Raw genomic sequence first — 15177 nt, forward strand, 5'->3', positions numbered from 1 at the left:
CGCGTTAGAGGAGGAAAAACATGTCTTTGAAAACATTCGCTGCCAAGCTGGTGATCGGCTTGGCGGGCAGCTTTGCCCTGTCTTCGGCCTCCTACGCGGAAGGCTATCCGTCCAAACCCGTCCAAGTCATCGTGCCGGTCGGCGCGGGCGGCGATACCGATCTCAATGCGCGGCTCTTCAGCCGGTATATGGAGAAGGAGCTGGGTCAGTCCTTCGTTATCGTCAATGTGAAGGGCGCAGGCGGCACGATCGGCATGAAACGCGTGCGCGATGCCGATCCGGATGGCCAGACGGTTCTGTTTTACCACAATGAATCGATGATCCCCGAGCTGATGGGCATGTCCGACATCACGCTCTCGGATTTCGAGATGGCGGGGATCGGTGTGCTGGACAATACGACAGTTCTGGCCGTCAGTAACGACGCGCCCTACAAAAGTCTTGCCGATTTCTCCACCTATGCCAAAGCCCATCCGGGCGAGGTCGAATTCGCGATCCTGACGGGCGGTTATCCGCATCTGGTGGGGCTTGCGCTGGAAGAGGCGATGGGGATCAAGCTGAATATGGTCGATGTTGGCGGCAACTCGGCAAAGATGGTCGCGCTCAAGGGCAAGAAGACCGATATGATCAACATCCAGTATGGTCTTGCGCGCGATTATTTTGCCTCGGGTGATTTCGTGAGCCTCGGCCTGCTCTCGCCCGAGCGCAATCCGCTGATCCCCGATGTGGTCACCACCGCGGAGGAGGGTTATCCGCTCGCCTTCAACAAGTTCTTCTTCTACGCGATGCCCGAAGGCACGCCCGAGGAGACCGTCGAGATCTTCTCTGCCGCGATGAAACGTGTCGTGGAAAACCCAGACTACCAGGCCGAGGCGGAAAAGATCTTCGTGACGCCCACATGGATGAGCCCCGCAGACAGCGCGGCCTATGCCGCAGGCCAGCGCGAGATCTACGCGAAATACGCTGACCTTCTCAAGCAGGGCAACTGAGCGCCCCCGATAGCCCCACCGGCCGGAGCCTCTGCGTCCGGCCGGTGCCTGCTGTGACATAGCCGCGAGCGCATGTTCACGGATCGGGAGAGATCCACCATGTTCCGTTACCATAACGCGCTGACAGGCGGCGCTATGATCCTGCTCGGGATCGGCCTGTATCTTTCGAGCCTCGATATCATGGAATTCGGTCGCTCCGCCGTGGGCGCTGACTTCATGCCCAAGCTCTGTGCGGTGCTTCTCGTGGCCTTGGGCGCGCTTTTGCTGCTGGGCGATGTCCGCAGGCCGAAAGCAGCGCCATTCCGCCCCCGCCCGATTGAGGGCGATGCGCCTACCCCCAAAGAGGACCGCCCGCTCATCGGTGGCGGCCTTGCGGTGATCGTGTCGCTGGTGCTGATGCTGGCCTATGTCGCGGCGCTGCCGGTGCTTGGCTATATCCTGTGCTCGGCCCTCTATATCTTCGTCCAGATCCTGATCATCTCGCCCTTCCGACGCGCGCGTCTGCCGCTCTATCTGGGGATTTCCGTGGCGGTGGCTGCGGGCAGCTATGCGCTGTTCGTGCTTGTCTTTCAGGTCACCATCCCCGCCGGATTGCTCGGCTGAGCCGAAAGGAACCCAACGATGATACTTACCGGTATTCTTTCCGTCCTGACGTTGAAAACCCTTCTGATGATCCTTGGCGGCACGATCGTCGGCATTATCGTGGGCTCCGTTCCGGGGCTGACGGTGACGATGGGCGTGGCGCTGTTCTTGCCGATCACCTTCGGAATGAGCCCCGTCGAGGGGCTGTCCCTGCTCATGGCGCTCTATATCGGCGGCACCTCGGGGGGGCTGATCTCGGCGATCCTGCTCAAGATCCCCGGCACGCCCGCCTCGATCGCCACCACTTTCGACGGGGCGCCGATGGCGGCGCGCGGCGAGGCGGGGCGGGCGCTCGGCATCGGGATCGTGTTCTCCTTCATCGGGGGCATGCTGAGCCTTGTGGTGCTCTTTACCCTCTCGCCCTTCCTTGCGGATGTGGCGCTGCAATTCGGGCCTTTCGAGTATTTCTCCATCGCGCTCTTCTCGCTCACGCTGGTGGCGGGGCTGTCGGGCAATTCGCTCCTGCGTGGCACGATTGCCGCCGTGCTCGGGGTCTCGGTCGCGCTGGTGGGCATGGCGCCGATCACCGGTTTCCCGCGCCTGACCTTCGGGATCAGCGAGCTGGATGCGGGGATCTCGCTCCTGCCGGCGCTGATCGGGCTGTTCGCGATCTCGCAGGTGCTCGATTATGCCGAGGGCGATACCGATGGCGCGGTCAGTGCCGAGGATCTCAAACGCCATCCGATCAGGGGTTTCGGGCTGTCGCTGCAGGAAACACTGGGCCAGACACGGAACGCGCTGCGCTCCTCGGCCATCGGGGTGGCCATTGGCATCCTGCCGGGTCTGGGCGCCGCAGTCTGCAATATCATCGCCTATGGTGCGGCGCGTAAAGCTTCGAAAACGCCCGAGAAATTCGGCACCGGCATTATCGACGGCATCGTGGCCTCGGAAAGCTCGAACAATGCCTCGACGGGCGGGGCGATGGTGCCGCTGATGACGCTGGGCATACCGGGCGACAATACCACCGCGATCCTTCTGGCGGGGTTCATGATCCATGGCATTACCCCCGGACCGCTTCTGTTCGATAATGATGCGGTGCTGGTCTATGGCATCTTCACCGCGCTGGTGGTGGCCAATGTGGCGATGCTGGGGGCGCTGTTCTTCGGGCTGCCCTTCTTCGTGAAGGTGCTGGCGGTGCCGCGCAATATTCTGTTGCCGGTGATCGTCTCGCTCTGTGTGATCGGCGCCTATGCGATCAACAACCGCATGCTCGATGTCTGGACCATGCTGGCCTTCGGTCTGGTGGGCTATGCGATGAAAAAGGCGCGGCTGCCCACGACCCCGTTGCTTCTGGGCTTCATTCTGGCCCCGATCATCGAGACCAACCTGCGTCGTGGCCTGCAGAAAAGCCAGGACAGTTTCCTGCCCTTCCTCACCGAGCCGATCTCGGGCACGATCCTTGTTATGACGCTTATCGTGGTGATCTACACGCTCTGGGCACAGCTGGGTCTGCGCCGACACAAGCGTGCGCAGGCGGCAGCCGAGGCGCGCCGCCGCGAGGCGTGAGTGCCTGGGCCTGCCCGCATCCATGCGCTGGATGCGGGCAGGCTTTCCGACCATCCCCTTTTACTTCACAGACGGAACAGCCGCTATGAAACCCAGAATTTTGCAGACCGGTGCGCTGTCGCCGGGTCTTGATGCCCAACTGGCCGAAGAGTTCGATGTGCTCAGACTATGGGAATGCGATACACCGCTTGCCGCGCTTGCGGACTCCGGCGCTCCGGTCCGCGGGATCGCGACCTCGGCGCCGGTGGGCGTCCCCGATGACCTACTGGCGGCTTTGCCCGATCTGGAGGTGATCTCGTGCCGCGGGGTCGGGCTTGACCGGATCGATCTTGCCAGCTGCCGTGCACGCGGCATTCAGGTGGCGGGCACCTTCGGTGTGCTCAGCGATTGCGTGGCCGATCTGGCCCTCGGGCTGATGATCGACGCCGCGCGCCGGATCAGCGAGGCGGAGCGCTTCGTGCGGGCCGGACGCTGGAGCCGCGAGAAATTCCCGCTCGCCACGCGGATCAGCGGACAGCGGCTGGGGATCGTGGGGCTCGGGCAGATCGGGCAGGCGGTGGCCCGCCGCGCGGCCGCATTCGACATGGAGATCCGCTATACCGGACGGATGGAGAAGATCGGCCAACCATGGGCTTATGAGGACTCTCTGGTCGAGTTGGCGGCATGGGCGGATATGCTGGTGCTTACGGTCTCGGGCGGGGCTTCGACCGAAGGGATGGTCTCGGCCGAGGTGCTCGAGGCGCTGGGGCCGCGGGGGTATCTGATCAATGTGGCGCGCGGTTCGGTGGTGGACGAGGCGGCCCTTCTCGGGGCGCTGGCCGGAGGCGGGATCGCGGGAGCGGCGCTCGATGTTTTCGCCGACGAGCCGCATGTGCCCGAGGCATTCCTTGCGCTCGAGAATGTGGTGCTCCTGCCGCATATCGGGTCAGGCACCAAAGAGACACGGCGTGATATGGAGGCGCTGGTGCTGCGCAATTTGCAGAGCTACTTCCGCACAGGCGCGGTAGTGACCCCCGCCCCGGATCTGGGGGCAGGGCGCGTCCCGCAGAGCCTGCCGGTCTAGCCATCTGACAAGGGGATCATGGGGGCCGAGGGCTGCCATGTGGATTGGTCCATCGCGAAAGCCGGCTCTCGGCAGAGCCCGTCTCTGACCGATGATGCCATCGAAATGCTGAACGAGGATAATTCCTTAGCGGTTTCATAGGCGTCCCGACGGGGGCGGGATCAACGGCAAGGGGGCCATTGGCGTTGCGCCGGGGCTGGCCCATAGCGCGGCACAGACCCCGAACACCGGCAGGGGCGGCAGGTCGGGTCCGATGGCGACCGAAGGCACTGCGCTGCCGACCGGCACGGGGCTGTCCATGCTGGTGGATTTCCACCTGCATGACGCCTCGCTGACCGGGCGTGTCGCGCTGCTCACCCCTGTGCGCCCCATCCTCGCACTGCAGACCGGCCACGCCCTCCGGTGCTACTGCGTTTGCAGATCCTTACGCAGGCTGGCCATGTCGCCCGTATCCACTGCAGGCGCGGCATTGCCCCACGAGTTGCGGATATAATCCAGCACGGCGGCCACCTGGGCATTATCGAGCGTTGCACCGAAGCTGGGCATCACGGGGCCTGTAGGCGCCGCAGCCGTCGCCCCCGCCTGCGACCCCGCGAGCACGACACGACCCAGACTGGTCGGATCATCGGCCATCACCAGAGGCGCGCCTGAAAGCTTCGGGTAGAGCCCCGCCACACCTTCGCCATCCGCCGCATGGCAGGCCGAGCACCGGTCACCATAGATCGCGGCCCCCGCCTGCATACTGGCGCTTTGCGCATCGAGCGGGTCGGGCGCTTTGGCAGAGGCGGGCGCGTCCACCTCGCCTTCCTTGAGATAGGCCGCCACCGAGGCAAGATCGCCATCGCTCCATTTCGACGAAGACAGCGCTACTTCCTCGGCCATCGGTCCCGACGCGGTATCATAGGCGTTATGGCCGGTCTTGAGATAGGCAATGATCTCGTCTTCCGACCATCCGCCCACGCCCAGACGCGGATCGGCAGTGATATCGGGCGCATGCCAGTTCTCGAGCGTCGCGCCGGTCAGGAAATCATCGCCCGTCTTCTCGCCGCCCGTCAGATTGCGCGGGCTGTGGCAGGCAGCACAATGGCCCGGCCCCATGACGATATAGCGCCCCTTGTTCCACTCCTCAGATTTGTCGGGGTTTGTCTCGTAGGTCGCATCGGTCTGGTTGACGAGGTTCCAGCCATAGAGCGCCACCCGCATATTGAGCGGGAAGGGCAGCTGGTTCTCCTCGACCTCGTTATGGACCGCAGGCACCGTCTGCAGATAATCGAAGATCGCATCGACATCGGCATCGGTCATATTGGCGTAATCGGTATAGGGCATGGCCGGATAGAGGAGATGTCCGTCGGCGGCCTTGCCCGATTTCACCGCGCGGCGGAACTCTTCCTTGGTCCAGCGCCCGATGCCCGTGGCCTGATCGGGGGTGATGTTCGAGCCCACAAGCGTTCCGAAGGGCGTCTCGAGCGGCACACCACCTGCGAATTCTCCCGCATCTCCCGTATGGCAGGCGGCGCAATCGGCAGTGATCGCCAGTTTGCGACCTTTCTCGACGGCGTTGAAATCCTGCGCGTGGGCGGCGGTGCCTGCCAGAAGCGCGGCGATCAGAACGGGTTTCATCAGCGCGCTCCTCATGCCTGCACCAGCGGTTGATGGGGCGCTTTGAGATAGTCGCGGGTGATGGCCCATGCGGCTTTCACCGCCAGCGCGCCTACCGTGCCCGTGGGATTGTAGCCCGGGTTTTGCGGGAAGGCATTGGCGCCGACCACAAAGAGATTGGGCACCTGCCAGCTCTGGAGGTATTTATTGGTCCCCGAGGTTTCGGGATCGGCCCCCATCACGAAGCCGCCCACCACATGCGAGGACTGGTAGGGCACGGTGTTCCAATGGCCCGTCATCGCGTTGCGCTCGATCGAGCGCGGGTTCATCGCGCGCCCGATCTCTTCGATCTTGTCGGTGACATATTGCGACATTCTCAGATCGTTCTCGGGGAAGTCGAAAGTGACGCGCAGCAACGGTCTGCCCAGCCGGTCCTTGTAATTGGGATCGAGCGAAAGGTAATTGCCGCGCTGCGCATAGGAGGAACTCTCGCAGCCGATCGACATGGAGCGGTTATAGTTCTCGGTCGTGGCCTGTTTCCATTTGCTGCCCCATTTCGGTGTGCCCTCGGGGACGGGACGCGATCCGATGGGCGGCGCGCCGATCGGCCCCACGCGGGTCGAGCCGCCGCCCACGAAGCCCAAGCCCGAATGGTCGAAATTGTCATTATTCGTCTCGTCGATGGCCATGCCGATGGCGCCGCCGCCGATGAAACTGTTGAATTCCTTGTCGTCGAAAAAGAGCCGCACATTATTGGCGGTCTGGTAACAGTAGTTGCGCCCTGTCTGGCCTTTGCCCGTGGCCGGATCATAGGGCGTGCCGATCCCCGACAGGAGCATCAGCCGGACGTTCTCGAAGGTGAAAGCTGCGGAGACCACGATATCGGCGGGCTGGAACCATTCCTGCCCGTCGGAGTCGACGAAAGTCACGCCAGTGGCTTTGCTGCCGTTGCTATCGGTCTCGATTTTCAGCACTTCCGAGCGGGTGCGGGCGGTGAAGCCCTGCTGGCGCACAAGCGCAGGCAGCACGCAGGTAATGGCCGAGGCTTTGGACAGGTTCGCGCAGCCGTAATTGGTGCAGAAGCCGCAATAAGTGCAGGGGCCCATCTGCATGCCGTAGATATTGGTATAGGCTTCCGAGAGGATAGAGGAGGGCGTGTGGAAAGGCTTGTAACCCAGATCCTCGGCCACCTGCGCGAAGAGCTTGGGCGCATAGGTGGGGATCGTCGGTCCGGTGGGATAATCGCGGGTGCGCGCGCCCTCGAACGGGTTGCCGCCCGCGAGGATCTCGCCATTGATATTGCCGGCCTTGCCCGAGACGCCTGCGATACGCTCGAAATAGTCATAGGCCGGTTCCATCTCCGACCAGTCCGTGCCCCAGTCCTGTAACGTCAGGTTCGGGTCGACCTCATCGCCATATTTCTCGCTCAGATACGAGGCGAGGCGGAACTCCTCGGGCTGGAAGCGCCATGTGATGCCTGCCCAGTGCAGACCCGCGCCGCCCGTGCCATTGCCGGGATGGAAGGAGCCCCATTTGCGCATCGGCAGCGCCTCCTGCGCACTGTTGTTGCGCGCGGTCACGGTGTTTTGCACAGTCTGCAGCATCAGCTCCTGACGGCGGGCATAGCGCAGCTCGTCGGGCGCGGTGTTGATGTTGAAATCCACCCCCGTCTCGATCCACCCGCCGCGTTCGAGCCCCACGACCTCGAGCCCCGCATCCACCATTTCCTTGGCGATAATCGATCCGGCCCAGCCAAGGCCAATGACAACAGCATCCGTATGAGGAAGTCTTTTTGCTGGTCCGGTCATTGGGTCGCCTCCGTTTGCCATGCTGCGCGGCCTGCCATGGAGACCGGCTCTAGGTCGAGTTTCTCGTTGTATTTCATAAGGTAGGGGCGGTAATCATAGCGCGCGCCCGGAAAGCCAAGCATCTTCCAAGAGGCCATATCGCGATTGCCGCCATAAAGCGGATCGGCAAAGAAGCCCTCCATCACATTGTTCAGGATATCGGAGAACAGAGTCTTGGACGGGATCGGGCTGAGGGCGATATCGCCCGTCTCGAGCCCGCTCAGCACCTCGTCCTGCGTCTCTCCGTCCAGATCGGCGAACTCGTTGGAATAGGTCTTGCGGCAATATTCCGAGAGCGAGGCGAGCCCCATCCGGTAGCGCTCGGCCATGGTCCAGGGGAGCTGGTCGCCCTGTTCGGGCGTGCCTTCCTTGAACGGGCCCTGCATATAGAGCTTCTCGCCCGTGCCATAGCTTCCGGCCAGCTGGCCATCGATGAACTCGGCGCAGCCCGCCTCGCGCCCCGAGACCGACAGATCGTCGGCCGGGATCATCCTATCGGCCATCGCGCCAATGGTGCGGGCCTCGGCCTCGTTGAAAAACCGCCATGTGCCGGTCCAACCCTGTTCGGGCGGATTGGCTGCAAAGGGCTGCCACGGTGCGGTCCCATCAAGAACACGCGCATAGGCGCCGGTAGATATCAGGCTGAGGCCCGCGGCGGCGCTGGCAAGCAGCCGTCTGCGGGTCAATAAGGGGGGCTTCAGGCTCATGGGCTCGCTTTCCATTGCTGGCTGCGTGCTTGGCCCGTTCCGAAATGGGAACGTTAACTAAGCAAGCTAATGAAGATCCAGCTATGCCCACATCTCCGTCGCGCAACTCACAGGGGCGTGAGGATAGGAACGGATTTCTTCAAGTTGTTGTTCTCACGTCAGAAAAAATACGTCATTTTGATGTGTGATTTGGCGTTGTTCCGGGTGTCGCACGGATTTCCCCTAGGGAAGGAGTGGCCGCCCCTATGCCCTGTATAAGCGGCGGAGGGACGGGCTCGGTTCTAGCCGCGTTTACCTGAAAACCGGCGGCACGCGCTCGCGGTCGCCGGCCCAGTCGGGCAGGGCCATCCTGAACAGGTGGAAGGGCGGCTCGATCATGTTCTTGCCGTCGGGCCCGCGATTGGCGGCCAGTCGTCCGGTCTGCGGGATCGGAACATAAAGCGCGCGGTCATCGCTGATTACCATCGCATCCGGACCCCAGAGCCGGTCATCCTGTGCCAGAACGCGCAAGGTTCCGTCGGGCGAGAGCACCGTGATCCGGGGGCGGTCCATCTCGGCCATATAGAGATTGCCCTTGCTATCCATCGCGGTGCCCACGAGCGGTGGCGTGTCATAGACAAATTCCACCTGTTTCTCGAGATCTGCCTCGGACAGGGTCTCATCGCGCAGCGCCTTGGTGGGCACACGGTAGAGCGGGCCGCTCAGCGGTTGGTAATAGAGCCATTGCCCGTCCGGGGAGATCTCGATCGGATCGGAATGGACCTGTATCTGCGCGCCCTGCGGATTGGTCAGGATCTGGCCTTTCTCGCCGATGGGCGGGCGCTGGGGATTTGCGGTGACCGAGACATGCGCGTCGAGCCTGCGCAGCGCCTTGCCGGTCTCGAGGTTGACGATCACGATCCCGCCCAGACCGGAATCGGTGAAATAGGCGTTTTCCGCATCAAGGCGCAGATCATTGAGCGAGCCGCCCTCCGGCAGGATATCGGGGCCGAGCACGATCTTGCGCAGGAGCTTGCCGGCCTTGGTGTCGAATTGTAGCACCTTGGCCGCGGCCTCATCGACCTTCGGCCCGAAGAACGGTGTCCCCTGATCAACCGCCCAGAGCGTGTCGTCATCGAAAATATGGATCGTGTTGACATTTACCAGCGCCTCGCCGGTGGGCGCGTCGGGGGTCCAGGTGTTCCACGCGCCTCCCGGAAAGGCGCGTAGCGTATCGGACTGCGGGTCGAGAACCGCGATACCGGGTGTCGCCTCGTAGCCGGTCCAGCGCGGCAGACCGAGAAAGATCGTGCCGTCACTGGTGAGCGCCGCGGCATTGGCGAGCCACGGATAGGTCCCGACCTCGGTCAGGGGCGCACCGGCCTTTGCGCCATAATCGATCGGGGCGGGGCTCACGCTCTGGGCGATGGTCTGGGTTGGTAGGAAGGACGCCATGAGCAGGCTCATGATCGTGAGCGGACGGGTCCAGTGTGAGAGCGGATTTTGCATCGGGTTCCTCCTGAAAATGACATGGCCCGATCGCCGTGTAGGGGCATGATCTGGCGTGGCCTGTCGGGGGGACCCGTAAAAATGCTTCTTGCGCAAGGGGATGGTCCCCCGCGCGATAAAGATGGTTTGTCCGGCGCTTATGTCGGATGCCGAAATCTGAAAGCGAAACAGGGTCCTCCCCGAACCTGTTCCTGCACCCCCTCCCAAGGGCACAACGTGAAGCTGTATCCTGCATCGCCCTTTGTCAACGCCAAAACGCGCCCCGTTCGGGGGCGCGCGTCTGGGCATCTCGTTGGGAGGTCAGGCGGACAGCATGGCCTCGGCTTCGATCTCCACGCGGTAGGGCCCGATGAGTCTGGCGACCTGCAACAGGGTGTTGGCGGGAGGGTGTTGGGCAAAGAAGCGGCCATGGGCGCGCGAGACCGCCTCGCAATCTTCCGCATCGGTCAGATAGATGCGCGTGCGCACTACATGTTCGGGACCTGCGCCATGCGCGCGCAGCGCCGCGACGATCTTGTCGAGGATATAGGTCGTCTGTGCGCCCGCATTGTCGGGCGCGATCGCATGATCGGCGCCATGCGTGGCCGTAGTGCCCGACACCAGAATACGCTCGCCGACCCTCACCGCGCGGCAATAGCCCGCGATAGGCTCCCATCTGGACCCCGAGAAGACCCGCGCACGGTCGGGCAGATTAGGGTCGGGCAGCGCCGGATGGAGGGGGGCGATGGAATTGAGATGATGGGAAAGATCGCCGGACGCGGTCAGGAACGGCGGCTTACGGTATTCGTCGCCGCAATCGCCGGGCACCATCTTCATCCGCGCAAACACCGCTTCGAGGCGGGCGCGATCTTCGTCATCGAGGGCAAAGCCGAAGATCTGCAGGTTATCCGCGCGATGCTCGGCCTCTGTAATGCGGGCGCCGATGATGGTCGCGGCAACCGAAGGCGTTTCCAGCACCCAGGCAGAGGCGACATTCGAAAGAGAGACCCCGTGTTTGCGCCCGATCTCGTGGGCCGCCGCCAGAAGGTCCTGAAATGTCGCCCATCCTCCCGCCGCATCGATGAAACGCTTGTATTTCATCCGGCTCCAGTCGGTGATCTCGGTGGGTTCGGGCTGGCCCAGCCATTTCTCCGAGATAAACCCGCCGCAAAGCGTGCCATAGGCCAGAAGCTTCACATCATAGCGGGCGCAAAGATCGGTCAGCGCCCCTGCCGCACGGCGGTCGACGAGCGAGAAACTCACCTGATTGGAGACGATCTCGATCCCCTCGGCCAGCGCCAGCTCCAGATGGGCCGCATCGAAATTGGTCACACCGATCGCGCCGATCAGCCCCTCCTGCCGCAGCGCCTCGATCTCGCGCAGCGCATCGAGCCAGCGCGGGTCCTCGAAGCTCCACCAGTGGAATTGCAGGAGGTCGATACGCGAGGTCCGCATCCGCTCGAGCCGTTCGACAATCCCCGCCCGCACGATCTCGGGCGTCATCGGGCCCGGTTCGGGGCACCATTTGGTGAAGGCACGCACGCCGCCCATGCCGGCCCGATTGGTTAATTCGCCCGTGATGATCTCGGCGCTACCATAATGGTCGGCCATATCGAATGTGTCGAACCCCGCTTTGGCATAGGCCTCAAGCTGGTTGGCCGCCAGCACCGGGTCAAGCGTCGTGCCGTCCTTTTCCAGATCGGCCACCTGCCATAAGCCGCAGACAAGCCGCGCAATATTCAATCCCGGCGCCAGATCGATGCGTGGCAGGGGGGTGGAGAAAGAGCTGTCAGGCATTGGTTTTGGATCCTTTGGAGTGAGTGCCTTTGGAGAGCGAGGCTTTGGAAAACAGGGCAGGACGACGCGCGCGCAAAGTCCCCGCCTCGCCCAGGAGCCCGCGCGGACGCAGCAGGAGCACGGCACAGAGCGCCACCCCGATCATGACGATCTGCAGCGAGGCGGCACGGGCCTGCGCCTCGGGCGGGAAAAGCGCACTGACGGCAGATCCCGAGAGCGCCCAGATCGCCCAGACGAGCACTGCGCCCAGAATGGCGCCGCGCATATTGCCGGAGCCACCTACGATGAGCATGGTCCAGACCTGGAAGGTCAGGATGGGCAGATAGTTGTCCGGCGCGATGAAGCCGATGAAATGGGCCTGTGCCGCACCGCCTAGCCCCATGAAGAAGCCGCCGATGGCAAAGGCCTGCAGGCGGTAGGTCACGGGGTTCTTGCCAAGCGCACGCGCGGCGGTCTCGTCCTCGCGCAGCGCCCGCAGCACGCGGCCCCAGGGCGAGCGCACCAGATGCTCGAGCACCAGATAGCTCAGGAGCACCGTCGCTAGCATTACGCCAAGATTGGCCAGTGTGAAAAGGTTGGCGTGACTTTGCAGGATGCCGAAGGGACGGGGGATGAAGCCGATGCCGAAGGGCCCGCCGGTGACCCCCTCCAGATTGAGAAGCGCCAGCTGGATGACAACGGCGGCACCGAATGTGGCAATCGCCAGATAGTCGGCCCGCAGACGCAGTGTCAGCGCTCCGAGAAGGAAGCATAAAACACCCGCCGCCAGCCCGCCGCCCAGCCAGCCGATCAGGATCGGCAGGCCGAAGCCGCCGAGCCGTCCGTCGATGGCGGGGGTGGTCAGCAGCGCCGAGACATAAGCACCCACGGCCACAAAGCCCGCGATCCCCACGTTGAACAGCCCCGTCTGCCCCCATTGCAGGTTCAGCCCCAGACAGATGACGGCATAGGTCAGCGCCATGGTCAGGAAGAAGGCGGCGTATATCAGAAGATCCATCAGGCCATTGCCTTTCCGAAAATACCCTGCGGGCGCAGGAGAAGCACCGCAACAAGGATGACAAAGGAGACCGCCGCCCGCCATTCGGCACCGATGATCTGCACGGTGAAGGCCTCGGCCAGCCCGACCATGAGGCCTGCCAGCATGGCGCCTGGCACAGAGCCTATCCCGCCCAGAATGGCGGCGGCAAAGAGCGGCAGCAGCAGGTCATGGCCCATGGTGGGCCGGATCTGCACGACGACCCCCGACATGATCCCCCCGATGGCGGCAAGCCCCGCACCGAGGATCCAGACCATGCGGATGACCCCGCGCGCATCAATGCCGACAAGAGCGGCCAGCTGCGGATTTTCCGACACGGCGCGCATGGCGCGCCCTGCGGCGCTGCGCGTGAGCACCAGGTGCACCGCGATCACCAGCACAACGCCCAGCCCCACCACAAGCATCTGGTCGGGCGTGGCCCTGAGGCCCGGCAGGATCTCGCGGCTGATCTGCAGCGCATTGGTGAAATATTGCGGGCTCGAGGTATAGGCGAATTCGATGAGGTTGCGCAGGGCGAGCGCCGCACCGAAAGAGGCCATGACCAGAATGATCGTGGCCGCTCCCGAGCGCCGGAGCCGCTCGAACAGCAGCCAGTCGGTGGCCAATGTCAGCGCGGCGGTGGCGAGGATCGATCCGGCCATGGCAATAGGCACCGACCAGCCGAAGCTGAACGGCCCGATAGGCGTGCCGAGTGCGGGCAGCATCGCGCCAAGCGCCGCGCTGATGGTGAGCGCCAGATAGGCACCCCAGCTGAGGAGTTCGCCATGGGCGAAATTGGCAAAGCGCAGGATGGAATAGGTGAGTGTGACGCCGATCGCGCCAAGGCCGATGATTGCCCCGTTCACGAGGCCGTCCATGACAGGTTGCAATATCATAGCGCGCCCTCCCTCGCGGGGGCGGCGGCATGGCCACCCAGATAAAGATCGGCCACCACCGGATCATTGGCCAGAAGGTCCGAGGGCGCATCATGGGCCACACGACCCTCGACCAGAATGACCCCGCGGCTGGCAATTCCCAGCCCCGCGCGGACATTCTGCTCGACCAGCAGGATGGTGATGCCGGTCTCGTTGATGGCGCGCAGGCGGTCGAACACATCCGCCACCATCAGGGGCGAGAGCCCTGCCGAGGGCTCGTCGAGGATCAGCACCTGCGGGTCCACGATCATCGCGCGCGCCACGGCCAGCATCTGGCGTTGCCCGCCCGAGAGGCTACCCGCGCGGGTGGCGGGGCGACGGGCCAGATCGGGGAAGGTCTCCATCATCGCGGCCATCCGTTCCGCCCGCTCTGCCTTTGGAAGGATCTGCGCGGCAAGCTGCAGGTTCTCGCGTATGCTCATCTGGGCGAAGATGTTCTCGGTCTGCGGCACGAAGGCCAGCCTGTGGCGCAGCCGCAGATGGGCGGGCAGTCTGGAGATCTCCTCGCCGTAGAGCTTGATCGCCCCCTCATGGACGGGCACCAGACCCGCGATAGTCTTGACCAGCGTCGATTTTCCCGCCCCGTTGGGGCCAAGCAGCACCACGAACTCGCCTTCGCCCACAACCAGATCCACGCCTTTGAGGATCGGCAGATCGGGCTGGTAGCCGGCGTGCAGGCCACGGATACGCAACACATCTTTCATGCGGCATCTCCCAGATAGGCGCGGATGACCTGTGGCTCGCGGATCACCGCGTCGGGGGCGCCCTTTGCCAGCTCGGCACCCTGCGCCATCACCACTACGCGCGAGCATAGCCGCGCCACCATATCCATATTGTGCTCGATCAGCAGGATCGAGACGCCCTGCGCATTCAGCGCGACGATCCGGCCCATGATCTCCTCGAGAAGGCTCGGGTTCACTCCGGCGGCGGGCTCGTCGAGCAGGAGCACCTTGGGATCGGCCATCAGCAGGCGCGCGAGTTCCAGCAGCTTGCGCTGCCCGCCCGAAAGCACCCGCGCGGGCTGATCCACCAGATGGCCTAGCAGCAGGAACTCGATGATCTGGCGGGCTTTCTCCAGCGCGCGGGCCTCGTCACGGCGCGCGGCCCCCAGCCGGAAGGCCGCCCCCCAGACGCTTTCGCCACTCTGTCTTTGCGCCCCGCACAGAACATTTTCCAGCACTGTCATCTCGGGGAAGGGGCGCGGGATCTGGAAGCTGCGGCCCAGGCCGCGGCCCAGCCGCTTCTCGGCCCCTTCGCGGGTCACGTCATGTCCCGCAAGCTCGATCCGCCCCGAAGAGGGCGGCAGCGCGCCCGCCAGCATATTGAACATCGTGGTCTTTCCGGCCCCGTTAGGGCCGATCAGGCCGAGCAACTCGCCGGGATGGAGCGACAGGGACATATTGTCCACGGCGCGCACCCCCTGAAAGCTCCGGCTGAGACCATGGGCGGCAAGCACCGCCTCTCGGGTCTGGTCCATTCCATCTTCCCTGTTGCTGCCGGAATCGCCGCGCATTTAGGCAGGGGTTCCGGTTTCATTATATCTTTGATCAAAGATCATTGACAGATTTCGCCATGGCAAGTCAAAAAGGTGAAATATCCTTGGTTGATGATGC

Annotated in this window: 13 protein-coding genes; 4 read left to right on the plus strand and 9 right to left on the minus strand. The window is 63.6% G+C overall.

Annotation, left to right across the window (positions count from 1 at the left end; genetic code table 11):
* The first annotated feature begins 20 nt into the window (after window positions 1-20).
* The 4 genes from WDB91_RS17960 (at window position 21) to WDB91_RS17975 (ending at window position 4197) form a co-directional block, all read left to right on the plus strand.
* Window positions 21-986, plus strand: coding sequence for a tripartite tricarboxylate transporter substrate binding protein (locus tag WDB91_RS17960; protein ID WP_339115520.1), 966 nt, complete (start codon window positions 21-23; stop codon window positions 984-986).
* 99 nt (window positions 987-1085) lie between these two features.
* A complete protein-coding gene (locus tag WDB91_RS17965) occupies window positions 1086-1589 on the plus strand; it encodes a tripartite tricarboxylate transporter TctB family protein (protein WP_339115521.1) in 504 nt (167 codons plus the stop codon).
* A gap of 18 nt (window positions 1590-1607) precedes the next feature.
* Window positions 1608-3134: a tripartite tricarboxylate transporter permease gene (locus WDB91_RS17970; RefSeq protein ID WP_339115522.1), complete on the plus strand. Its 1527-nt coding sequence runs from the start codon at window positions 1608-1610 to the stop codon at window positions 3132-3134.
* Window positions 3135-3219: 85 nt separating this feature from the next.
* Window positions 3220-4197, plus strand: coding sequence for a 2-hydroxyacid dehydrogenase (locus WDB91_RS17975; protein ID WP_339115523.1), 978 nt, complete (start codon window positions 3220-3222; stop codon window positions 4195-4197).
* Between the two features lie 405 nt (window positions 4198-4602).
* Here the strand turns inward: WDB91_RS17975 and WDB91_RS17980 are convergent, their stop codons facing one another.
* The 9 genes from WDB91_RS17980 to WDB91_RS18020 form a co-directional block, all read right to left on the minus strand.
* Complete coding sequence (locus tag WDB91_RS17980; RefSeq protein WP_339115524.1) at window positions 4603-5817, minus strand: cytochrome c; 1215 nt, start codon at window positions 5815-5817, stop codon at window positions 4603-4605.
* An 11-nt stretch (window positions 5818-5828) separates the two neighbouring features.
* Window positions 5829-7604, minus strand: a complete 1776-nt coding sequence (locus WDB91_RS17985; protein ID WP_339115525.1) for a GMC family oxidoreductase — start codon at window positions 7602-7604, stop codon at window positions 5829-5831.
* Entirely contained in the window at window positions 7601-8350 is a 750-nt protein-coding gene (locus tag WDB91_RS17990) for a gluconate 2-dehydrogenase subunit 3 family protein (RefSeq protein ID WP_339115526.1), read from the minus strand. Before WDB91_RS17990 ends, WDB91_RS17985 begins: the two co-directional genes overlap by 4 nt.
* Before the next feature lie 291 nt (window positions 8351-8641).
* Complete coding sequence (locus WDB91_RS17995) at window positions 8642-9838, minus strand: L-dopachrome tautomerase-related protein (RefSeq protein WP_339115527.1); 1197 nt, start codon at window positions 9836-9838, stop codon at window positions 8642-8644.
* Window positions 9839-10138: 300 nt separating this feature from the next.
* On the minus strand, window positions 10139-11614 hold the full coding sequence (locus WDB91_RS18000) for an aldo/keto reductase (protein WP_339115528.1): 1476 nt from the start codon (window positions 11612-11614) through the stop codon (window positions 10139-10141).
* Window positions 11607-12611: a branched-chain amino acid ABC transporter permease gene (locus WDB91_RS18005; RefSeq protein WP_339115529.1), complete on the minus strand. Its 1005-nt coding sequence runs from the start codon at window positions 12609-12611 to the stop codon at window positions 11607-11609. Before WDB91_RS18005 ends, WDB91_RS18000 begins: the two co-directional genes overlap by 8 nt.
* Window positions 12611-13525, minus strand: coding sequence for a branched-chain amino acid ABC transporter permease (locus WDB91_RS18010; protein WP_339115530.1), 915 nt, complete (start codon window positions 13523-13525; stop codon window positions 12611-12613). The genes WDB91_RS18005 and WDB91_RS18010 overlap by 1 nt, the downstream gene beginning before the upstream one ends.
* Window positions 13522-14268 carry an ABC transporter ATP-binding protein gene (locus WDB91_RS18015; protein WP_339115531.1) on the minus strand — a complete coding sequence of 249 codons (747 nt, stop codon included), beginning with the start codon at window positions 14266-14268 and terminating at the stop codon, window positions 13522-13524. The genes WDB91_RS18010 and WDB91_RS18015 overlap by 4 nt, the downstream gene beginning before the upstream one ends.
* Window positions 14265-15041 (minus strand): ABC transporter ATP-binding protein, encoded by a 777-nt coding sequence (locus WDB91_RS18020; protein WP_339115532.1) that lies wholly within the window; start codon window positions 15039-15041, stop codon window positions 14265-14267. The genes WDB91_RS18015 and WDB91_RS18020 overlap by 4 nt, the downstream gene beginning before the upstream one ends.
* Window positions 15042-15177 lie beyond the last annotated feature (136 nt).

Origin of the sequence: Thioclava sp. GXIMD2076, from assembly GCF_037949795.1 — a bacterium.
Lineage (GTDB): Bacteria > Pseudomonadota > Alphaproteobacteria > Rhodobacterales > Rhodobacteraceae > Thioclava > Thioclava kandeliae.